Raw genomic sequence first — 22,151 nt, 5'->3', positions numbered from 1 at the left:
TTACTTTATAAAATGACCAGGTTATTACATTTTTTGTAACCATGTTTTAACATCAACTTCTTGTTTAATTATATCGTGAAGCTCTTCAATTTTAACCCGTTTCTGTTCCATTGTATCCCTATAGCGCACCGTAACACAATTATCGTTTAAGGTGTCGTGATCTACGGTAATACATAATGGTGTTCCGTTAGCATCTTGACGACGGTAACGTCTTCCAACAGCATCTTTTTCATCGTAAGCGATATTAAAATCCCATTTTAAATCGTCAACAATTTGTTGCGCAACTTCTGGTAATCCATCCTTTTTAACCAATGGTAAAACCGCTGCTTTAAATGGCGCTAATACCGCTGGTAATTTTAAAACGGTACGCGTTGTATTGTTTTCTAACTCTTCTTCTTGTAATGCATTAGAAAAAACAGCTAAAAACATACGGTCTAAACCTATAGACGTTTCTAAAACGTAAGGCGTGTAACTCGCGTTTTCTTCGTGGTCGAAATACTGTAATTTCTTACCAGAAAATTCTTCGTGTTGTTTTAAATCGAAATCTGTACGCGAGTGAATCCCTTCTAATTCTTTAAACCCAAATGGAAATTTAAATTCAATATCGGTAGCAGCATCTGCGTAGTGCGCTAATTTTTCGTGATCGTGGAAACGGTAATTCTCTTCGCCTAAACCCAGTGATTTATGCCATTTCATTCTCGTTTCTTTCCAGTGCTCGAACCATTTTTTTTGCGTGCCTGGCTTAATAAAAAACTGCATTTCCATTTGTTCAAACTCACGCATTCTAAAAATAAACTGTCGTGCTACAATTTCGTTTCTAAACGCTTTTCCGGTTTGTGCTATTCCGAAAGGAATTTTCATTCGGCCACTTTTCTGAACATTTAAAAAGTTAACAAAAATACCTTGAGCTGTTTCTGGGCGTAAATATAAATCCATAGCATGTTCTGCAGAAGCACCAAGCTTAGTGCCAAACATCAGATTAAATTGCTTCACCTCTGTCCAGTTTTTACTTCCCGTTAACGGATCTGCGATTTCTAACTCTTCTATTAATGCTTTTACATCGGCTAAATCTTCATTCCCTAAAGATTCTCCCATACGCTTTAAGATTGTATCGATTTTTTCTTGATACCCTAAAACTCGCGGATTTGTCGAAACAAATTCGGCTTTATCAAAAGTTTCACCAAAACGTTTTTCTGCTTTGGCCACTTCTTTATCTATTTTATTTTCTATTTTGGCGCAATAGTCTTCAATTAAAACATCTGCTCTATACCGCTTTTTAGAATCTTTATTATCAATTAACGGATCATTAAACGCATCAACGTGGCCGGACGCTTTCCAAGTGGTGGGATGCATTAATATAGAGGCGTCTAAACCTACAATATTGTCGTGCATTTGCACCATTGCTCGCCACCAATAGTCACGTATATTTTTCTTTAACTCTACTCCGTTTTGTGCGTAATCATAAACAGCGCTCAGGCCGTCGTATATTTCACTACTTTGAAATACGTAACCGTATTCTTTAGCATGAGAGATTACTTTTTTAAATTTATCGTCTTGATTTGCCATAAGTACAAAAGTATAAAACCGCTCCAAACTAATGGAACGGTTTTGGTAAAATTATAAGGATTTTTTTATTTTAATTCCATGCTAGTACTACCTATTAGTTCGACGTCATAAAAAACACTTATAAAATAGGTGCCTTTTACTAAGTCTTTATCTTTATTAATGTCAATAAACGTAGAGACCTCCAGATCATTGTTACGATAATCTACCACTTCTTTACGGGAATAAATTAAAGATTTTTCATTAAAATTTACTTCCGCTTTATTTGATACAATATTGTTTTGCGGATCAAGCACTTGTATATAAATATTCTTATCGCCTTTTGCGGCAAATTTGTTAGCCTGCATTGTAAAACTAACATGAATATTTTTAATTTTCGATGCCCGCCTTGTATTTACAATTCTATTTCTGGCAATACGTTTAACACCCTCAGCATTCATATTTACAATTCTGATACGCTTTGCTTCCACTAATTGATATTCGAGAGTGCCATTCTTTTTTTCTAATGTGTTATTTTGTTTTTTTAAAGTTATAGCGGTTATCGCGCTTCGTTTTAAGCGCGTTTTTGTTTGTGCTAACGATGTTTCTACCTTTTTATTTGTAACTAATAAAGAATCGTTTTCCTTCTCTAAATTTTTAACAAGAGTAAGTATACTCGCGTTTTCCAACTTGAGTTTTATAAGCTGTGCCTTGTACCGAGAAATTAAAGCTGCATTGGGTTCTAGCGATTTTACAGAATCTAGAATGCTCTGCAACTTTCTTCTGGATTCTTTTAATTGTGATTTTATAGTGCCATTTTCTATTTCTAGAACATCGTAACGGCTAAGCATTTCAGACAATTCATTTTCAATAAGTGTATTCTCTTGCTCAATAAACGTCTGTACTTGTTTTTGATTACCATAATTAACATAAGCGAAACCGCTTAATATTACCACTGCTATAACTAACGAACTTATAATTATCCTATAATTAAAAAATTGAGGATTAACTATCATAAAAAATGTGCTATTAATAGGTGTAAACTTATAAAATATCAGAGAAATTCCATTTTATATTCGATGAAACGGTTAAAAACTTGTTAAAAGAGTGCGAATTTTTTATTAAATTGAAAAAGAAACACTTTATCTGGCACGTCGAATGAAGCGTTCAAAAAATAGTATTGCCTATGCTCACTTCCGTATTAGATTTAATTTTTCCTAAGGTGTGTTATACCTGCACCTCAATTTTAAACGACAACGAGCTCCATCTTTGCACAAAATGCCGACACCAATTACCTGTTACAAACTTTCATAAAACCAACGACCCAACTGTGGAAAAAATGTTTTATGGTCGGGTAAAAGTAGAACGCGCAACAGCATTACTGCGTTTTACTAAAAAAGGAATTGTACAAAAACTATTACATCAGTTAAAATACAAAGGACAAGAAGACATTGGTTTGTTTTTAGGCGATTGGCTTGGGGAAGAGTTGAAATCTATAGAGCATTATGCCTCTGTAGACCTTATTATTCCTGTGCCTTTGCACAACCGTAAAAAACGAAAAAGAGGTTATAATCAAGTGGAGCGTTTTGGAAAACATTTAGCCCTCGCTTTAAACACCACGTATTGCGATGACGTATTACTAAAAACAACCGACACCAAATCGCAAGTAAACAAAAACCGATTTGCGCGTTGGAATGATAAAACAGAATTATTCACCTTGCACAACACCCATAAATTAAATAACAAACACATTCTCTTAATTGACGATATTATTACCACAGGCGCCACCTTAGAAGCTTGTGTTATAGCGCTAAACAAGGCCACAAATGTAAAAGTTAGCATCGCGACAATGGCTATTGCCTAGCGCTATTAAATAGCGCATAAACCACCCATAGAAAATAACGTGCTTTTTCGTTAGTTAATAAATAAGTTGTTAATTTGCTAAACATTTAAATTTAAGTATGCACACTCGTTTATATAACCTCCTTTTTGTAGCCGTTATTGGTTTAATTATTGCTAGTTGCGCGAATCGTGGTTCGCCAAGTGGCGGAGAAATAGATAGTATTCCGCCAGAAATAGTTAGATCTTTCCCAGCGAACTATTCTACAAATTTTAAAGCAAAAGAGATTAAAATTTACTTTAACGAGTACATCAAAATTAAAAATCTATCAAAGCAACTTATTATTTCTCCCCCAATGGATACTGCGCCAGAAATCACACCTTTAGGAAGCGCTAGTAAATACATTACCATAAAAATTAACGATACCTTAAAACCGAATACAACGTATGCTTTTAATTTCGGGAATAGTATTGTGGATAATAACGAAGAGAACCCATTTACCTATTACAGATATGTCTTATCGACAGGCGATTATATCGATTCTTTAACCGTAAAAGGAAGTATTAAAAACGCTATAAATTACGAATCGGACACTTTTGTTTCTGTCGTTTTATATGAAGTAAATGATGCGTATTCTGATTCTCTTATTTTAAAAAGAACCCCAGATTACATTACAAACACCTTAGATAGCACCACTAATTTCACAATTGAAAACGTAAAAGCTGGAACTTATATGTTACGGGCCTTAAAAGATGCAAATAGCGATAATAAATTTCAGCAGAAAACGGATAAAATCGCATTTTATGAAACATCTATATCGGTACCTAGCGACTCTGCTTTTTACAAATTGAATTTATTCGCGGAGGTTTTAAATTATAAAGCGGCAAGACCAAAATTGGTCTCGGGTGAGAAAATAATCTTTGGTTTTGAAGGCGATTACAACGATGTAGACATCGCGCTACTTACTAATGTGCCTGACACTTACCAGTCGCGCTTTTTTAAAGAAGAAGGTAAGGATACCTTAAATTATTTTTACAATCCGAAATTAGAACTCGATTCTTTAGTCTTTACAATCACCAACAAGACGATTGTCGACACTTTTACTGTTAGAAATAGAGACAGTAGCCGAGATACACTTGTTGTCTCTTCGTTCCCAAAGAATGTTATTAAGTATAACGAAGATTTTAGCGTATCTGCAACTATTCCGTTTACAAATTTCGATGAACAAAAAATGACTATTCGCGATAAGGATTCGGTAGTTGTCCCTTTTAAAAAATCTTTCGACAGTTTGCAAAATAAGTATAGTTTCCGTTTCGATAAAACAGAAGACAATAAATACATAGTGGAAATTTTACCGGGAGCCATTACAGATTTCTTCGACAACAAAAACGACACTTTAAATTACGGTTTGCGAACACTTTCAGTGAATAAATATGCCAATATTCGGGTGAATTTAATTAACGCTGAGTACCCTGTTATTCTGCAACTAACCAACAAAGAAGGCGACGTAAAAGCTGAAGCTTATGTTGCGGAGCCTAAACCTGTAGATTTTGAATTTCTAGACGCGAACACCTATTATTTGCGTGCCATTTACGACCGTAATAAAAATGGCATATACGACACCGGAAATTACTTAAAAGGCATACAACCAGAACGTGTAAGTTATTCCGACAAGCCTATTGAAGGACGATCGGGTTGGGACGAAATTGTAACGTTTACATTATTAGATTAAAGTTATCTCTATCCTTTAAGAAGCCTAAATGACGTCTGTTTTTTTCGATGTGGCATTTATATAAAGTCACCATTTCGGTGGTCGCTATATTCTGTAAGGTTTCAGATAGTTTTTCACCTAGCACGTTATAGACCGCCGTATGACCAGAGTATTCATTATTTTTATTGTCGAACCCAACTCTGTTAACGCCCACGCAATAACTCATATTTTCTATGGCTCGCGCTTGCAATAAAACATCCCACGCCTTAATTCTTACTTTTGGCCAATTCGCAACGTAAATTAAAACGTCGTAATTTTGCGTGTTTCTTGCCCACACAGGAAAACGCAAATCGTAACATACCAAAGGGCAAATGCGCCAATTTTTATAAGAGACAATCAATTGTTTCTCGCCTTTATAATACGCCTTTTCTTCGCCAGCCAAAGTGAACGTGTGGCGTTTATTATAAATCTCAATATCGCCATTGGGATGCACAAAAACCATGCGATTGTAAAAAGCATCGGTTTCTTTTATCACCAAACTACCTGTAATAGCAGCGTCCTTATCTTTTGCCAACGCTTGCAACCATTTTATAGTTTTACCGTGCATTGTTTCGGCCACGTGTTCGGGATGCATTGTAAAACCAGACGTAAACATTTCTGGCAATACAATAATATCTACAGACTCGGCAATGGCCTTTATTTTTTTTCCGAATTGTTCTCGGTTCTGTTCGGGGTTCTCCCAAACCAAATCCGATTGAATCGTTACTATTTTTAAAGTGTCAGACATTTTATATCCTTTTCAATTTTGATTGCGCCTTGAGCACTTTCTCCTTCAATTTTAAAAGTTTTTTTTCAAACTTCATAGTCGCATCCGGAGTGAGTTTATCTTTACGTTTTAGTCTATCGAATTTCTTTTGTTGTTTTTGCAAATCCGATTGAACGCTCTTTAATTTCGATTGGGCTTTTTCTTTCGCTTTAATTAATTTCTGTTCCTTTTTTAACGCTTTTTCACTTTGTTTTAATTTCTTTTCGGTCGCTCTTGCTTGCTTAGCCGCTTTACCTCTTGCTTTTTCGTTCTTTTTTATGCGTTTTTTATTAGTCTTTAATTGCGAGAAAATAGACTTTTTATCGACCTCCGACAAGGTTTCAGTTACATTTATCCCCGCTTTAAATACAGCCCCTCCAGAAACAACATAGGTTTCTCTGTTGTGTTCTACTTCTTGTGCTAAACCTATATTTACAACACATAGAAATAGCATAATTATTATAATTTTTAAAGATTTCATACGTTTTAATTTTAGTTATTATCAAATTTACTACTTAAATCCCACTAAATAAGAGTCTGATTTTAATTACCATTTTAAAGTTCTTCGATAAAAAGAGGACTCTAACTGGCTTTTACACCTTTTAATATAGCAAAAAGGATGAGAATGATGACTTCATTTTTTATATTTGATACTTTAAATCTATATATAATGAAATTCTTAAAATTCCTCTTACTTTTTATTACGGTTCAAGTGTCTGCTCAACAAGGCGGAATGTGGATTCCTTCGCTTTTACAAGGGATGAACGAAACCGAAATGACGAATCTTGGTAGTAAACTTTCTGCTCAAGATATTTACGATGTTAATAATTCGAGCTTAAAAGATGCGATTGGTCATTTTAATGGTGGTTGTACCAGTGAGATTATTTCCGATCAAGGTTTAATATTAACGAATCACCACTGTGGTTTTAGCCAAATTCAGTCGCACTCGACTTTAGAAAACGATTATTTAAAAGATGGTTTTTGGGCAATGAATTTAGATGAAGAACTTCCTAACGAAGGTCTATATATCGAGTTTATTGTAAGAATTGAGGATGTTACCGAGCAAGTTTTGGCTGGCGTAACCGATAGTATGAAGTCTACTGAAAGACAATCGGCTATTTCAAAAAATAGTAACACCTACGAAGCAACAGTCGCAAAAGAAGACTGGCAAGACACTAAAATCAAGTCGTTTTACGAAGGTAATCAGTACTTTTTATTTGTAACAGAACGTTTTAACGATATCCGTTTAGTGGGTGCGCCACCAACAAGTATTGGTAAATTTGGTAGTGATACAGATAACTGGGTGTTTCCTAGACATACAGGAGATTTTTCTCTATTTAGAATTTATGCTGACAAAAATAATCGTCCTGCAGAATACAGCAAAGACAACAAGCCCTACACACCAAAACACTTTTTACCAATTTCTTTAGATGGTGTTGAAGAAGGTGATTTTACATTGGTCTTTGGTTTCCCTGGTCGTACCAACGAGTATTTACCGTCAGTTGCTATCGCGCATATTACAAAAGAATTTAACCCGAGTAATATTGAAATTCGCGAAGGAGCATTAGAAGTTATCGATGCTAAAATGCAAGAAAGCGATGAGGTAAGAATAAAATATGCTTCTAAGCAAGCACGTATTGCCAATGCTTGGAAAAAGTGGGTTGGTGAAAATTTAGGAATTGAAAAAAGTAACGCCATTTCTCAAAGGCGTGAGTTTGAAGCTGAATTTACAGCGGCTTTAAAACAAAAAGCGTTAGAAAGTAAATATGCTACAATTTTACCTGAATTCGAGAAATTATATAACGATTTCGCCGAAGTAAATATTAAAAGAAGAAACTTTATTGAAGTGTTTATCGTGACTAACGAGTTAATGCAAATGACCCTTAGAGCGTATCAATTTGAACGTGCTATTATCGAAAAACCAGCACTTTTTGACAAAGCAAAAGAATCTCTAGAAGGCACCTTAAAAGGCATTCATAAAAACTACGACGTTGCTGTAGATAAAGGTGTTTTTGAAAACGTGATGCCTTTTTACACGACTACCGTTGCCGCCTCCATTTATGATAAAACAGCATTTACCAATTTAGATGATGCGTTAAAATTATTAAACGGAAAGCAAAAAGACGTTCTTAAAAAACTAAATAAAGATGCCGCTTACAAATATGCTAAGCCACTTATTGAAGAATTTTACAACACGATTGACCCTGAGTTCCAAGAAAAAAACTTAGCGATTTCTGCGTTACAAACAAAATATATGACGGCCTTAATGGAAGCGCTGCCAGACGCACGTTATTTTCCAGATGCGAACGGTACATTGCGAGTTACTTATGGTCAAGTTAAAGGGTACTCGCCAAGAGATGCCGTGTATTACGAGCCTGTAACCTATTTAGATGGTGTTATTGAAAAATTTGTGCCTGGAGATTATGAGTTTGATGTACCCAAAAAATTATTAGAATTATATGAGGCTAAGGATTACGGACAATACGCAGACGTAAACGGAAAAGTACCGGTTTGCTTTTTAGGAACAAACCATACTACTGGAGGGAACTCTGGGAGTCCTGCTATTGATGCCGAAGGAAACTTAGTGGGTTTAAACTTCGACCGCGTGTGGGAAGGGACAATGAGTGATATGAATTACGACCCCGAAATTTGTCGAAATATTATGGTAGATGCGCGTTACATTCTGTTTATAATTGACAAATTTGCTGGCGCAAAACATTTAATTGACGAAATGAAATTGGTACACCCAAAGAAAAAATAAAGATTAAATTAAAAATGGGCTAGCGTTAAACGTTAGCCCATTTTTTTATCCTATTATTCTCTACTAGCTGCTTTTAACTAATACTTACTTACAACTCCTAGAAATTTTTAATAACTTCTGTCTCTTTGGTATACTTCATTCATTTTTATTAGTAGCGCTTTAATTTTTGCTCTGCATCTTGCACTTTTTTCTCTAGCTTTTTTATAGTTTTTTCCCATCCGTTAATATCATCGGGAGACAATTTACCTTTGCCTATTAGTCTTTGATATTTTTCATTTTGCTTTTTTAGCTTATCTCTTACTTTAAAAAAGTCTTTTCTCGCATCGTCCTTTCTTCTCACTTTTTTAGCTAGCGCTTTCTGTTCTTTTTCTGCTTTCTTTAATGCTTTTGCAGCTTTATTTTGCGCATCTTCCAATTCTTTTTTTAACTTTTCAGCCTTTTTCTCGAACTCAATTCTATTGTTTAGAATCTCATTAATCTCTGATTTCTTTTCCCGCGATAACTCCTCCGTTATCTCTTCTCCATTGCTATAGAATTTACTTCCTTTTAGTTCATACACTATGCCGTTTGGAGTAATTACTTTCTCTTTGCTTCCACAGGAAAGAAACAACAATACAGCAAATAGTGTTACTAATTTTAAAACGAATATGTTTTTCATAATTTAATTTTTAGACAATTTCCATTTTCTTCAATAGAAAACTCGCATTCATATTCTGGCAAATCCCCTTTTTAAAGGTGTAATCAAAATACAGCTCGTCGTTTATAATTTGCGCATCGAAATAGTAATTTTTAACTTCAGGTAGCGTTTTTTCAATTTCACATAAACTTAAATCGTGCGTAGCAATAATTCCTGTGGCATTACTAGCTACTAATTTCTCAACAAACTTTCGCGAACCAATCGCTTTATCCGTACTGTTAGTTCCTTTTAAGATTTCATCCAGAATAATAAAATATTTATCGGTTTCGATAGCGTCTACAATGTATTTTAAGCGTGTTAATTCAGAAAAAAAGTAAGAACTATCATCGGTTAACGAATCGCTAGTACGCATACTCGTAATTAATTTTACCGGTACATAACGACTAGACTCCGCACAAACCGGTAAGCCCATATTCGCCATAACGATATGTAGAGAAACCGTTCTTAAAAACGTGCTTTTTCCGGCCATATTCGCTCCGGTAATAATAAAAAACTGCTCGTTAGTAATCTCGAACGTATTATCTACACGTTTTTTATCATCTAACATTGGGTGACCCAAATTCGCCACTTTCGTTGTCCTTTCTTCGCTAACGATTTCAGGAAATACAAACCCCGAATGGTTAAACGCATAATTTCCTAAACTGTTATAAGCATCAAAAAACGAGACCACTTCAAACCAATCGTCGACCAAACCTTTGTAGTTCTCTAACCAACTCTCTATGGCATAACTGTTTTTTATGTCGGTGATAAAATAACCATTCCCAAAAATTGCCGAAATAAGATTATTTCTATTATCTAAAGCATCTAGAGATTTTGAAAAAGAGTTTAAAATAGCAGACGCTTTTTCGTCTTTTAACCGAATTTGTCGTTGTTTCTGTTGAAGTAAATCTGAAGTAAACGTTTCAGATTCAATAGCTTTTAACAATACCGAATATTGCCTGAAGGTATCTCTTATTTTATCGGCTTTTGAAGCCAAAACATTAATCTTTTTTAAATATTTACCAGTTACAATCAAACCCGCAAATAACCAATACCCGATGAATTGAATACCAATAACTCCTGTAAAAGCTAACCCAAAAATAATAAGAGAAGCTAATAAAAAGGCTTTAGGCAGCCAACGCATTATTTTAGGTAAGAAGGACTGCTGACTATGTAACCAGTGCTTTATGGTAGACAGTTCGGTTTCTGTTTTAATTAGCTGTGCTGTGGCTTGAAAATGTTGTCGCCAATGCGCTTTCTCACTTAACTCTTCTACAGCGTCTTGTCGATTAGTTATGTCTGTAATAACATTTGCTTTTAATGCGTTTGCTAATGTTAACGCCCCATCGGGAGTCGACGTGCGATCTATAAATTGAAAAAAGGAACCGCGACCAAACAAATCGATATCTAAACTGTACTGGTGGTTCGTATCCTGAAATGCAGCACCTTCTTTTTTATCAAAAAAATCGCCCGAAGCTATCTTTAATTCGTTTTTATTTATAGCAACTAATGCTTTTTTTAAGTGGTGCTGCGTTTTAAGATTGCTATGTTTATTAAGCAGAAATAAGAATATAGCGAGGCCTAAAATGGCGACTCCTGCTGATACTTGCCACATACCAAACGTAAAATACACAGCAATTCCTGTGGCAATAAACACCAGTAACCGCGCCGTACTTAACGCCGTTAGTTTTTTATAAAGCGACGAAACCTCCGCTTTATAAGTTTCTAAATTAGTAGTATAAAATGTGCTGTCGTGTACCATAATCTTAATAAAGTTATAACTGTTTAGTATCTAATTGTGTAAAAACAGATAATAGGGTTTGAACAGCATCTAGTAAAAATTGCTGATCTATATTTTCGTAAACATCGGTAGGCTCGTGATAATCTTTGTGGTCTGGAACGCCAAAATATATAAACGGAATTCCCTTATTATGAAAAGCTGCTTGATCGCTAGAATTCGTCCAATTATCTGTACTATCTAAACCTTCGTGTCCTATAACCAAATTGACTTTGCCTAGGTTTTCAAAAGATTCTACCGTCTCTTTTAATACTTCTGAATAGCGTGTTCCGACGGCAAATAATTCGTGACTATCACTACGAGAGATCATATCAAAGTTTAAATTTAGTACGATATTATTCAATTCTATAATAGGGTTATCGACATAATAGTAAGCCCCTTTTAGCCCGAGTTCTTCACCATCAAAAGCAGCCAAAATAACATTGTGTTGTGGTGGATTAGTTTTAAAATATTCCGCGAAAGCAAATAAAGCACCTACACCAGATGCATTATCGTCGGCACCATTATAAATGGTTCCATTCTTAATGCCCTCGTGATCGTAGTGTGCAGATATTACAACGTATTTGTCGTGGTATTGTGTTCCTTCTATAAGTCCTAAAACGTTGACAGCATTATATGTTTTTGACCCCGTTGTGAATGTAAACGGTTGCTCAAAATCTTCCAAAAGAGGTTTTACATCTAACGCATCAAAGGTTTCTATAATATATTGTTTAGCCTTTAAAGCGCCAGGCGTTCCTGTTCTTCTGCCTTCAAAAGCAGCAGAAGAGAGTGTTTTAACGTGTTTTAATACTGAATCGATAGTAAAACCATAGTTTGTTATTGGTTTCAATTCCTGAACCGTCGTTGTCTGTTGATCTCGTGTTTGCGATTGACACGACAGCGCAATAACGCTTACGGTAAGTGCCATAAAAAGTTTAAGAGTCTTCATAGTGATAAATTAATAATTGCTAAATTAAATAAAAAAACCCAAGCAAAATGCTTAGGGTTTTTTATTTCAAAATGGTGGTGTTACCCAATAATTATTACCCTTTTAAAGTGGCTGACAAATACTCACGATTTAAACGTGCAATATTTTCTAATGAAATTCCTTTCGGGCACTCTACCTCGCAAGCTCCAGTATTGGTACAGTTACCAAAACCTTGTTCGTCCATTTGTTTTACCATATTTAAAACACGGTCTGTGGCTTCAATTTTACCTTTTGGTAATAAAGCAAACTGAGATACTTTTGTACCAACATTTAATACTCAACTATTATGCAAATCTATATTCTGACTATATAATTTGGTATTGGATAGAACACATAATACATAAAAAAAATAGTACAAATTATTCCTTAATAATTTTGTGTTGATATAGTTTAGCACCCTGCTGTAAGGTCAAAATATAGGTGCCTGTTGGTAAATTCTTTATATTAATACTGTTTTTCTCTTTCTTAAAATTAAAAACACGTTGCCCATTGATATTATGAATAATTACTTTAGTATCACTTAAATTATGGTTTTTTACAAAAATTTCCTCTTTTGTTGGATTTGGATAAACAACTATGTCTTTGCTTGAAAATTCATCTACACTTAAAGTTGTGCCTTCAACGAGTGTTATTGTAGTATTTATAGCAGGATTAACTACCACATCTACCAAGCCAGAAGGCCATGTTACTTTAATTTGTGTAACTGCCGTATCTGAGCCTATACCAAAATGTGTTGTTAGTGAGCTCATGTATCTAAAACCCTCTCCCGATCTAACCTCTCTAATTTGTGTACCTAATGCGCTTTGTATTTCTACTCTTGCACCTATACCATTTAAATTACTTCCTGTTGGATTATTTACATCTCCTTGCGTGTTGATTTTTATCCAATTATTGGAGTTCCCTTCGTTCCTATACCAGTTACCATTGCTATTAAAAACATCTAGAAAACCATCGTTATTTAAATCGCCCACTGCGCCAACAGAAAAATAAACATCTGTTTCGGTAAAAGTTAAATCTTGATTATTAATCAGGATTTTATTTCCAGCCGAGAAAATATCTAAATAGCCATCATTATTAAAATCGTGAGTAATATGTTCTATTCCGGTATCGGTAAATATGTCTATACCCGAACCACTTGTAATATCTGCAAACGTTCCATCTTGATTATTATGCATTAATTTATGTGCGCCATCTACAAAAGTACTAGCACCAACAAAAACGTCCATCCAGCCATCGTTATCAAAGTCTCCCCAAGCCGAAGACCATGTTTGAATGGGATCGTACAAGCCAGCGGCAACACTTACATCTGTAAAGTTACCAAAACCGTCATTTTGATGTAGTTGATTGTATCTTGCAGATGCAGACGCTCCCCCTCCATTACATTTAGAAATAAATAAATCTACATCCCCATCATTATCGTAATCTGTCCATAGAGATGCATAATTCCCACCACTTGGAGAATCCCCTAAACCACCTTGATTATGAGATAAATTACCATTTCCATCATTTAAATAGAATTGATTTGGTCCAACATCGTGACAAACAAAAGCGTCTAAATAACCATCGTTATTAATGTCTACAAAGTTTGTTCGTTGAGAAAAAACATATTCTGGTCCAGACGTTTCTAAGTAGCCTGTTCCATCACTATTAGCCTTCATAAAGGTTACACCACTCCCCGCGCCATACATTAAATCGTTATAGCCATTATCGTCTATGTCTCCTGCTGCAATGCTCCAGCTTGGTAAAAAATTGGCGTTTGTAGTTGTGAAATTTTGAACTGTAAATCCTCCTGAGGCTTGTTGAAAGTTAATATTTATGTTTGTTTCACTAATCGCAACGACATCGTCCAAGAAATCACCATTCATATCTACTACACAATTTCTATAAGTACCCGTACTTGCAATTGGGGTTGACACAAAAGAAACTAAGGGTTCTATATAAGGCGCTTCGGTTAATTGAAAATCAAAACCATCAGACTCCCATCGGTTATCAAAAACTATAAAGTATGTTTCTCCTGCGAGAACATTAAATGATGCTACGGACAAGAAACCAGAACCTCCATCGTCGTCTCCAGAGTGGCAAACTAGTGCGCCACAAGTTCCTGTATAAACGTGAAACCTTGTGTCTCCTCCCGTATTTATTGCTAAGTCTGTAGTTACTGTTACCGTGTAGTTATTTGAAGGCGTATAGGTAAACCATTCCGCATTTACAGCATTTTGGCCACCTGTACACACTAACGTTACACCTTCTGTACCGTCTATTGCAGTTACAGTATACAATCCAGAAGTAATTGCCTGTGGACTAGAACAGCTGTCTTGAGAGTAAATAGTAGTACTGAAAATCAGGGCTAAGAGTAAAGTGATTTTTTTCATAATTATAGTGGTTAGTCTTTATTCACAGGTTTGTGTTAATTCATCTATCCAGTCATTTATTAAACTAATAGCTTGATCATCTACTAAATTTCTACCAATAAGCGGCATTTTGGTGCTTTCTTCTGTTGAGTTCATTCTATAAGAGAGTACAGATCTTTCAGATCTCCCTGGCGAAATAACATGTGTTAAGGTGCTATTTACATCTTCATCTGGTACAACACATATTCCTAAATTAGCTTCAGAAGTTTCGGTGTCGTGAAATGAAAGCCTAATTGGTCTGTATGAACAGTGAGAATTCTCTGAATGACAATGTGCACAATTAATATCTAAATAAGACCTTGCTCTTAATTGAAGTGGTTTAGATAAATCTTTCCAATCCACCACTGTATTTACATTTGAATAATCTACAGGGTTTAAATAGCCCTCAATTATTAGCTTTTGCAATTGATTTATCGCTCCTTCTTGTGGATAAGGATACGCTGAATTTAGATTTTGCGGCTTTACACCTATAGGAAAAGGTACATTACCAATTTTATGACATGTTCTACACTCTGATTCTGAAGGGAGTCTATAATTTGTAGATTTACTTACACCTTCTTCTAGCCACTCTATATTAACCGTACTTCCTGTGTTATCTAAAAAGGCTTCTGTTTGATCTTCATTCCAGACATATTCTGAAAAAATCCATCCTGACGGCTTTTTAATTAAAAGTCTAGTTTCTATTAATTTGGTAGTATTAGAAGGTAATACGTTATTGTAATAAAATGTTTTTACAAGAATTGTCCCAACTGGAAAATCTAAAATCTCATAATCTGAAACAAAATTTGCGGAGGTGTTATTTGGCATCCAAAGAAATCTTTTCTTTTTAGCATAGTCGGTAAAAAGAGAGGAAATAGGTTTGTAAGGTATAACGCCTAAGACTGGCTTTTGATTTTGTAAATCCCCTTCAAATAAATTATAGTCGGATAAGGTATTGTACGGAAAGGCCTCCAAATTATAGTTTACTGGAGATACTGAAGGCGTATAATTTTCACTGCTTTCATCATTAGAACATGATAATAAAACAGTTAAAAAATAAAGAATAATTAACTTTAATGTTGGTATATTTTTCATTTTAATATAAATTTCTAACACAATATAAGAAATTTATATATTTTAAATGAAAAATATACTACAACAAAAAATAAAATTTACCCTTTTAAAGTGGCTGACAAATACTCACGATTTAAACGTGCAATATTTTCTAACGAAATTCCTTTCGGGCATTCTACCTCACAAGCTCCAGTATTGGTACAGTTACCAAAACCTTCTTCGTCCATTTGTTTTACCATGTTTAAAACACGGTCTGTGGCTTCAATTTTACCTTGTGGTAATAAAGCAAATTGAGATATTTTTGCTCCAAGATATAACATCGCTGAAGAGTTCTTACAACTTGCTACACACGCACCACAACCAATACAAGTCGCTGCACTAAAGGCATCGTCGGCATCGTGTTTATTAACAGGGATCGTGTTAGCATCAATCGTGTTACCAGAGGTATTTACAGAAATAAAGCCCCCTGCGTGTTGAATACGATCGAAAGCACTTCTATCGACAACTAAATCCTTTATTACTGGAAATGCTTTTGCTCTAAATGGCTCGATAAAAATCGTCTCGCCATCTTTAAACATACGCATGTGTAATTGGCAAGTTGTTACACCTCTATCTGGTCCGTGCGCTTCACCGTTTATATATAGAGAACACATACCACAAATTCCTTCACGACAATCGTGATCGAATGCTACGGGCTCTTCTCCTTTATTTATTAATTGATCGTTTAATAAGTCTAACATTTCAAGGAAAGACATATCACCAGAAATATCGCCAATTTGATAATCGACCATTTTTCCTTTATCGTTAGCGTTTTTTTGACGCCATATTTTTAACGTTAAATTCATAGCTTTCCTTATTTATAACTTCTTTGTTTTAATTCGATATCCTTAAACTCTAATTCTTCTTTGTGTAATACAGCAGCACTTGGTTCTCCTTTGTATTCCCAAGCCGCAACGTAAGCATAATTCTCATCGTCTCTTTTTGCTTCTCCTTTTTGTTCTCCGCTTAATTCTATAGAGTCTTCTCTAAAGTGACCTCCACAAGATTCTTCGCGATCTAAAGCATCTTTTGCAAACAATTCTCCTAATTCTAGGAAATCTGCTACACGACCTGCTTTTGCTAATTGCTCGTTAAACTCTTCGTTAGTTCCTGGTACTCTTACTTCTTTCCAAAATTCTTCACGAAGGGCTTTAATTTCAGAAATCGCTTCTGTTAAACCTGTAACGTTTCTAGACATCCCAACTTTATCCCACATGATTTTTCCTAATTTCTTATGGAAATAATCTACAGAATGGCTCCCTTTATTAGTGATAAAGAAATTAATTTTCTCTTTCACTTCTTTTTCAGCTTGCACAAATTCAGGTGTTTCCGTTGAAATTGGTCCGGTACGAATATCATCAGACAAATAATTTCCAATAGTGTACGGTAACACGAAGTAACCATCGGCTAAACCTTGCATTAATGCTGAAGCTCCAAGTCTGTTTGCTCCGTGATCAGAGAAGTTAGCTTCTCCAATAGCGTACAATCCAGGAACGGTAGTCATTAAATTATAATCTACCCAAAGACCACCCATTGTATAATGCACCGCAGGATAAATCATCATTGGTGTGTTGTACGGATCTTGATCTACGATTTTCTCGTACATCTGGAATAAGTTTCCGTATTTATTTTTTACAACTTCTTGTCCTAATTTTTTAATAAGCGCTTTATCGTTAGCATCTAAATGCTTCACTGTCGCTTGTTCTTTTCCGTAACGTTGTATTGCCGTTGCAAAATCTAAATATACCGCTTCACCTGTAGCATTAACACCGTAACCGGCATCGCAACGTTCTTTGGCTGCACGAGAGGCTACATCACGAGGTACTAAGTTACCGAATGCTGGGTAACGACGCTCTAGGTAGTAATCTCTATTTTCGTCAGCAATTTCTGTTGGCTTTAAACGGCCTTCGCGAATTGCTGTGACATCTTTCATGTTTTTTGGCACCCAAATACGTCCGTCATTTCTTAACGACTCAGACATTAACGTTAGTTTAGACTGATGATCGCCAGAGACTGGAATACATGTTGGGTGAATTTGTGTGTAACACGGGTTTGCAAAGTAAGACCCACGCTTGTGCGCTTTCCATGCTGCTGTTACGTTACTTCCCATCGCATTGGTAGATAAGAAGAATACGTTACCATAACCACCAGTTCCAAGAACAACTGCGTGTGCAGAGTGACGTTCAATTTCTCCAGTAACTAAGTTACGTGCTATAATTCCACGTGCTTTTCCATCGACAACAACCACGTCTAACATTTCGTGGCGGTTGTACATTTTAATTTTACCACGACCGATTTGACGGTTCATAGCAGAATAAGCACCTAATAATAATTGTTGACCTGTTTGTCCAGCAGCATAAAATGTTCTTGAAACAAGAACACCACCAAACGAGCGGTTATCTAGTAAACCACCATATTCGCGGGCAAAAGGAACCCCTTGCGCCACACATTGGTCGATAATATTTGCTGAAACCTCAGCAAGACGATACACGTTAGCTTCACGCGAACGGTAATCACCTCCTTTTACAGTATCGTAAAACAATCTGTAAGTAGAATCTCCATCTCCTTGGTAGTTTTTTGCTGCGTTAATCCCCCCTTGTGCTGCAATTGAGTGCGCACGACGTGGAGAATCTTGAAAACAAAATGCTTTTACGTTATAACCAAGCTCTGCTAAAGTTGCAGCAGCAGAACCTCCGGCCAAACCTGTACCAACAACAATAACATCTATGTTACGCTTGTTAGCTGGGTTAACCAAGTTAATATGATTTTTATAATTTGTCCATTTATCTGCAATTGGACCTTGAGGTGTTTTTGAATCTAAAGCCATTTTTAGATGAGTTTTTAGTGATTAAAATAATGGAATAATGCTATGAATACAAAACCTAACGGAATTATGATTGCATAGGCCTTTCCAAAACCTTGTAATCCTTTTGTGTATTTGTTGTTTGCTCCTGTAGACTGAAATGCAGAACTAAACCCGTGGAGTAAGTGTAATGCTAAAAACACAAACGCGATACAGTATAATACTACTCTCCAAACATCTACAAACTTATGCTGAAGCTCTTCAAAATATCTATACTCCCCATTTGGAAGTAGTCCAGACATATCACCTTCAATAAACTTTGTGTTTATTTCTGGCAACCAAAAATCGTAAAAATGAAGACCAATGAAAGCTAAAATAGCTAACCCGCTCCAAATCATATTTCTACTCATCCAAGTTGAGTTTGCATTTCCATTGTTTTTAGCATAGCTAATTTGTCTCGCATTACGGTTTCTTACCTCTAAAACAAAACCCATTATAAAGTGAAAAATCACACCAAAAATTAAAACTGGTTGTAATACATATTGTACCAACCAGAATGTTCCCATAAAATGAGAAACGTTATTGAAAGTGTCTTCACTAATAACAGATAGTAAATTAATTGTAAAATGTTGTAATAAAAAGACCATTAGAAAGAATGCCGAAAGTGCCATGGCAAACTTTCTTCCTATTGACGAATTTAAAATCCCGCTCATTATTTTGAAGTTATTATTTGTTATACAAAGATAAGGTACATCGAGAAGTATAAAAATTTATATTCTCTTTAAAATATTATTTAGAATAGGTTTAAGTAAGAAACTACTCGATTACAAAGGTCTCCTTTGCACCATCTATCTTCACAACATAGTTTCCTTTAGGTAAATAATAATAGTTATTTTTTGCTTTCTCTATAGATATTGACGTGTCTTTTTTCAATAATTTCGCTCTTATTTTTTCTGAAATACTTAAATTATAAGTCAACACATTATACCCTTTATCTACTGATTTAGATATCGTTTTTACTACTTTTCCTCCTTTTGAAGAAATAGTAATCGCTTTATCACCTCCTTCATGGGAATAAAAAGCAATCTCTAATTCGGGCGTGATTGTATTGGACCACTGACTGTAAGAATCGCCCCAGCGTGGCGAATGTTTAACCGTTTTAAAAGGAAATATAACCACCTCATTTTGTAAACTGTCCGCCGTCATTTTTTGAAGCTGACTAACATTCGTTTTGTAAATACTCCTTCCGTGAGTAGCCAGTAATAAATCATTAGATTCTTTATGAATAACCATATCATGCACAGCAACGGCAGGTAAATTCTCTACGAATGCTTCCCAAGATTCTCCGGTATTAAAACTTACATACGCACCGTTATCGGTACCTAAATAAATTATAGACGCACTGTTTTCATCCTCAACAATAACGTTTACCGCCGACACTGGTAAATTGCTATTTATGGCGCTCCACGTTTCCCCGTAATTATCCGAGACATATACATAACTTTTAAAATCATCAAATCTATAACCATTCAAAGTCGCATACACGCGTTCTTTTTTATATTTTGAAGCCACCACTCTACTCACCCAAAGATCTTTTGGTAACGTATTATTTATAAGTTTCCAAGTAGCCCCTCCGTTTTTAGTTACGTGTAACAAACCATCGTCGCTACCCGTATAAATCAGTCCAAACTGAAAAGGCGATTCGCTCATCGTTGTGAGCGTACCGTAAGCTACATTTCCTGTTTTCCCACCTTGCGTTAAATCTGGGCTTATAACGTCCCAATCCGTTCCTTGATTTAACGAACGCATCACTTTATTCCCGCCGAAATACAAAATATCCTGATTGTGCTGCGATAATAAAATTGGCGTTTGCCAGTTGAAACGATACGGTTCTCCACCTTCTTCAGGTTTGGGCTGAATATACGTTTGCGATTCTTTTTCGCGATCGATTCGATAATAATTCCCAAACTGATAGCCGGTGTAAATAATATCTGGATTTCTATTATCGATTTCAATTTTCATTCCATCACCACCCATTATGCCTTCCCAAGGATAATGTCCGCTTTGGTTCCAGCTTCTGTCGTGTTTCGCGTTATGCGGCCCAAACCAAACCCCGTTATCTTGCAAACCACCATACACATTATACGGCGTTTGGTTATCGACGTTAATAGCATAGAATTGTCCCACAGCATTTACATTTAGCTTTTCCCAAGTCGCACCATCGTCGTAACTCATATTCAAGCCCCCATCATTTCCATCAATTAAATGCCCTTGTTTATTTGGGCTTACCCACAACGCTTGATGATCGGCATGCACATTCTCCTGACTAATGTTTTTGAAAGTTTTGCCACCGTCTTTAGATTTTAAAATAGGAACGCCGAGTACATAAATGCCATTTTCGTCTTGCAAATCGACTCTAATTTCACCAAAATAATAACCATAACTGTAATACAGATCATCGATATAGTTATTATGTGTTTTGGCCCACGATTTTCCACCATCAATACTTTTATACACCTCAGCACCAATTACCGGCGTTTCAAAAAGCATCGCATTTGTTGTCTTTAAAAAATTGGTCAATTCTGAAGGTTTCGCCAATCCGCTTCTAATAATTTGCTTTACATTTTCGGCTCTGTATTTTTCGCGAAAACCATTTGTTTTTAAAAATGCATTAATTTTTTTATCAGATAATTTCAAAAAATCTTCACCAGGCATCGCTTTTGGCCCCATTGTATTAAAACTATTGTTATTAATATCTGCATCTCCAGGCGGACGACGGTTTTGATTGTCTAGCAACGCATACACGATATCTTCATTAAAAACCGCTAAACCTATTCTTCCCACACCATCATCAACAGGAAACCCACTATTTGCTACAGTAACCTTACTCCAGTTTTCACCACTATCATTACTTTTATAAATGGCCGAACCGGTACCGCTTCCGCTAAAATTCCATGCTTTTCGATCCCGCGTCCAAGACGAGGCGTATAAAATCTTTGTATTATTTAAAGGACTATCGATATCAATAATTCCTGTGGAATCGTTAATAAATAGTTTTTGTTCCCAAGTCGTACCGCCATCCGTAGTTTTATAAATACCACGCTCTTTGTTATTGGAGTACAAATGCCCCGTTACACCAACGATTACGGTCTCCGGATGATTAGAATCAATAATAATGCGCCCAATATGATGCGACTCTTTCAACCCCATATTCTCCCAAGTTACCCCCTGGTTTGTAGATTTTAAAATACCAATGCCAGCGTAAGACGAACGCGAACTATTATTTTCGCCTGTCCCTACCCAAATGGTTTTCGTTTTCCAATCGACAGCAATATCACCCACATTTTGAGTCGGTGCCGAATCTAAAACAGGCTTAAAAGAAGACCCATTATTTGCAGTGTACCAAACGCCTCCCGACGCATAACCTACATAAAACTCACTATTATTTTCTGGGTTCACCTCTACATCTACCACCCGACCACTCATCACTTTTGGTCCGATAGTTTCGAACGCTAAATTTTTGACTAATGATTGCTTATGTAACTTTTCTTTTTGAATTAAAGATTCCTTAACAGCATCAGCAGTCGTTGGTACTTGCTGTGCCGAAACACTAAACATACTTGTAAAAAGAAACATTAAAAATATCCTAAACATCATAACTTTATAGTTTAAGCACCAAAATTACTTAATATTTAAAAAACTGCGCTAAAAACAACATAGAGATTAATTTTATAGTTCTATTTTT

General features: G+C 35.6%; 16 protein-coding genes and 1 pseudogene. 3 read left to right on the top strand and 14 right to left on the bottom strand.

Annotation, left to right across the window (positions count from 1 at the left end):
• Positions 1-24: 24 nt before the first annotated feature.
• Both ES676_RS12375 and ES676_RS12370 read right to left on the bottom strand, forming a co-directional pair.
• On the bottom strand, positions 25-1,566 hold the full coding sequence (locus ES676_RS12375; RefSeq protein WP_148370639.1) for a glycine--tRNA ligase: 1,542 nt from the start codon (positions 1,564-1,566) through the stop codon (positions 25-27).
• Between the two features lie 65 nt (positions 1,567-1,631).
• On the bottom strand, positions 1,632-2,558 hold the full coding sequence (locus tag ES676_RS12370; protein ID WP_148370638.1) for a hypothetical protein: 927 nt from the start codon (positions 2,556-2,558) through the stop codon (positions 1,632-1,634).
• 170 nt (positions 2,559-2,728) lie between these two features.
• On the opposite strand from ES676_RS12370, the gene ES676_RS12365 reads away from it, so the two are divergent.
• Together ES676_RS12365 and ES676_RS12360 are read left to right on the top strand one after the other, a co-directional pair.
• A complete protein-coding gene (locus ES676_RS12365; RefSeq protein WP_148370637.1) occupies positions 2,729-3,406 on the top strand; it encodes a ComF family protein in 678 nt (225 codons plus the stop codon).
• A 97-nt stretch (positions 3,407-3,503) separates the two neighbouring features.
• Complete coding sequence (locus ES676_RS12360; protein WP_148370636.1) at positions 3,504-5,114, top strand: Ig-like domain-containing protein; 1,611 nt, start codon at positions 3,504-3,506, stop codon at positions 5,112-5,114.
• Here ES676_RS12360 and ES676_RS12355 read toward each other — a convergent pair.
• On the bottom strand, positions 5,098-5,880 hold the full coding sequence (locus tag ES676_RS12355) for a nitrilase family protein (protein ID WP_148370635.1): 783 nt from the start codon (positions 5,878-5,880) through the stop codon (positions 5,098-5,100). The two genes, ES676_RS12360 and ES676_RS12355, sit on opposite strands and share 17 nt — an antisense overlap.
• A 1-nt stretch (position 5,881) precedes the next feature.
• Positions 5,882-6,379: a hypothetical protein gene (locus tag ES676_RS12350; RefSeq protein WP_148370634.1), complete on the bottom strand. Its 498-nt coding sequence runs from the start codon at positions 6,377-6,379 to the stop codon at positions 5,882-5,884.
• A 189-nt stretch (positions 6,380-6,568) separates the two neighbouring features.
• Between ES676_RS12350 and ES676_RS12345 the strand changes: the two genes are divergently transcribed.
• A complete protein-coding gene (locus ES676_RS12345) occupies positions 6,569-8,659 on the top strand; it encodes a S46 family peptidase (RefSeq protein WP_148370633.1) in 2,091 nt (696 codons plus the stop codon).
• 148 nt (positions 8,660-8,807) lie between these two features.
• Here ES676_RS12345 and ES676_RS12340 read toward each other — a convergent pair whose 3' ends face one another.
• From ES676_RS12340 to ES676_RS12295, 10 genes and pseudogenes are all read right to left on the bottom strand, one after another.
• Positions 8,808-9,317, bottom strand: coding sequence for a hypothetical protein (locus ES676_RS12340; RefSeq protein WP_148370632.1), 510 nt, complete (start codon positions 9,315-9,317; stop codon positions 8,808-8,810).
• A 10-nt stretch (positions 9,318-9,327) separates the two neighbouring features.
• Complete coding sequence (locus tag ES676_RS12335; protein ID WP_148370631.1) at positions 9,328-11,097, bottom strand: MutS-related protein; 1,770 nt, start codon at positions 11,095-11,097, stop codon at positions 9,328-9,330.
• A gap of 13 nt (positions 11,098-11,110) precedes the next feature.
• Positions 11,111-12,061: a M28 family peptidase gene (locus tag ES676_RS12330; protein WP_246130361.1), complete on the bottom strand. Its 951-nt coding sequence runs from the start codon at positions 12,059-12,061 to the stop codon at positions 11,111-11,113.
• A 94-nt stretch (positions 12,062-12,155) separates the two neighbouring features.
• Positions 12,156-12,377: pseudogene (locus ES676_RS12325) on the bottom strand (succinate dehydrogenase/fumarate reductase iron-sulfur subunit); the annotation flags it as partial.
• Positions 12,378-12,459: 82 nt separating this feature from the next.
• Positions 12,460-14,472, bottom strand: coding sequence for a CRTAC1 family protein (locus tag ES676_RS12320; protein WP_148370630.1), 2,013 nt, complete (start codon positions 14,470-14,472; stop codon positions 12,460-12,462).
• A gap of 18 nt (positions 14,473-14,490) precedes the next feature.
• The gene (locus ES676_RS12315) at positions 14,491-15,585 is read right to left on the bottom strand and encodes a hypothetical protein (RefSeq protein ID WP_148370629.1); all 1,095 of its coding nucleotides are present in this window, start codon (positions 15,583-15,585) and stop codon (positions 14,491-14,493) included.
• 77 nt (positions 15,586-15,662) lie between these two features.
• Positions 15,663-16,409, bottom strand: coding sequence for a succinate dehydrogenase/fumarate reductase iron-sulfur subunit (locus ES676_RS12310; protein WP_148370628.1), 747 nt, complete (start codon positions 16,407-16,409; stop codon positions 15,663-15,665).
• 8 nt (positions 16,410-16,417) lie between these two features.
• Positions 16,418-18,430: a fumarate reductase/succinate dehydrogenase flavoprotein subunit gene (locus tag ES676_RS12305; RefSeq protein WP_148370627.1), complete on the bottom strand. Its 2,013-nt coding sequence runs from the start codon at positions 18,428-18,430 to the stop codon at positions 16,418-16,420.
• A 14-nt stretch (positions 18,431-18,444) separates the two neighbouring features.
• Positions 18,445-19,119 carry a succinate dehydrogenase cytochrome b subunit gene (locus ES676_RS12300; protein ID WP_148370626.1) on the bottom strand — a complete coding sequence of 225 codons (675 nt, stop codon included), beginning with the start codon at positions 19,117-19,119 and terminating at the stop codon, positions 18,445-18,447.
• A gap of 103 nt (positions 19,120-19,222) precedes the next feature.
• Complete coding sequence (locus ES676_RS12295) at positions 19,223-22,063, bottom strand: WD40/YVTN/BNR-like repeat-containing protein (RefSeq protein WP_148370625.1); 2,841 nt, start codon at positions 22,061-22,063, stop codon at positions 19,223-19,225.
• Positions 22,064-22,151: the final 88 nt, after the last annotated feature.

The organism is Bizionia saleffrena (assembly GCF_008086175.1).
GTDB lineage: Bacteria > Bacteroidota > Bacteroidia > Flavobacteriales > Flavobacteriaceae > Bizionia > Bizionia saleffrena.
The sequence above is the reverse complement of the archived record's forward strand: the minus strand, read 5'-3'. Positions and strand labels throughout refer to the sequence as shown.

Excerpts from the sequence above, each read along its gene's own strand:
- ES676_RS12375 (WP_148370639.1), bottom strand. The coding sequence starts at position 1,566 with ATGGCAAATCAAGACGATAAATTTAAAAAAGTAATCTCTCATGCTAAA.
- ES676_RS12365 (WP_148370637.1), top strand. The coding sequence starts at position 2,729 with ATGCTCACTTCCGTATTAGATTTAATTTTTCCTAAGGTGTGTTATACC.
- ES676_RS12360 (WP_148370636.1), top strand. The coding sequence starts at position 3,504 with ATGCACACTCGTTTATATAACCTCCTTTTTGTAGCCGTTATTGGTTTA.
- ES676_RS12345 (WP_148370633.1), top strand. The coding sequence starts at position 6,569 with ATGAAATTCTTAAAATTCCTCTTACTTTTTATTACGGTTCAAGTGTCT.
- ES676_RS12310 (WP_148370628.1), bottom strand. The coding sequence starts at position 16,409 with ATGAATTTAACGTTAAAAATATGGCGTCAAAAAAACGCTAACGATAAA.
- ES676_RS12370 (WP_148370638.1), bottom strand. The coding sequence starts at position 2,558 with ATGATAGTTAATCCTCAATTTTTTAATTATAGGATAATTATAAGTTCG.
- ES676_RS12315 (WP_148370629.1), bottom strand. The coding sequence starts at position 15,585 with ATGAAAAATATACCAACATTAAAGTTAATTATTCTTTATTTTTTAACT.
- ES676_RS12305 (WP_148370627.1), bottom strand. The coding sequence starts at position 18,430 with ATGGCTTTAGATTCAAAAACACCTCAAGGTCCAATTGCAGATAAATGG.
- ES676_RS12335 (WP_148370631.1), bottom strand. The coding sequence starts at position 11,097 with ATGGTACACGACAGCACATTTTATACTACTAATTTAGAAACTTATAAA.
- ES676_RS12320 (WP_148370630.1), bottom strand. The coding sequence starts at position 14,472 with ATGAAAAAAATCACTTTACTCTTAGCCCTGATTTTCAGTACTACTATT.
- ES676_RS12300 (WP_148370626.1), bottom strand. The coding sequence starts at position 19,119 with ATGAGCGGGATTTTAAATTCGTCAATAGGAAGAAAGTTTGCCATGGCA.
- ES676_RS12340 (WP_148370632.1), bottom strand. The coding sequence starts at position 9,317 with ATGAAAAACATATTCGTTTTAAAATTAGTAACACTATTTGCTGTATTG.
- ES676_RS12295 (WP_148370625.1), bottom strand. The coding sequence starts at position 22,063 with ATGATGTTTAGGATATTTTTAATGTTTCTTTTTACAAGTATGTTTAGT.
- ES676_RS12350 (WP_148370634.1), bottom strand. The coding sequence starts at position 6,379 with ATGAAATCTTTAAAAATTATAATAATTATGCTATTTCTATGTGTTGTA.
- ES676_RS12355 (WP_148370635.1), bottom strand. The coding sequence starts at position 5,880 with ATGTCTGACACTTTAAAAATAGTAACGATTCAATCGGATTTGGTTTGG.
- ES676_RS12330 (WP_246130361.1), bottom strand. The coding sequence starts at position 12,061 with ATGAAGACTCTTAAACTTTTTATGGCACTTACCGTAAGCGTTATTGCG.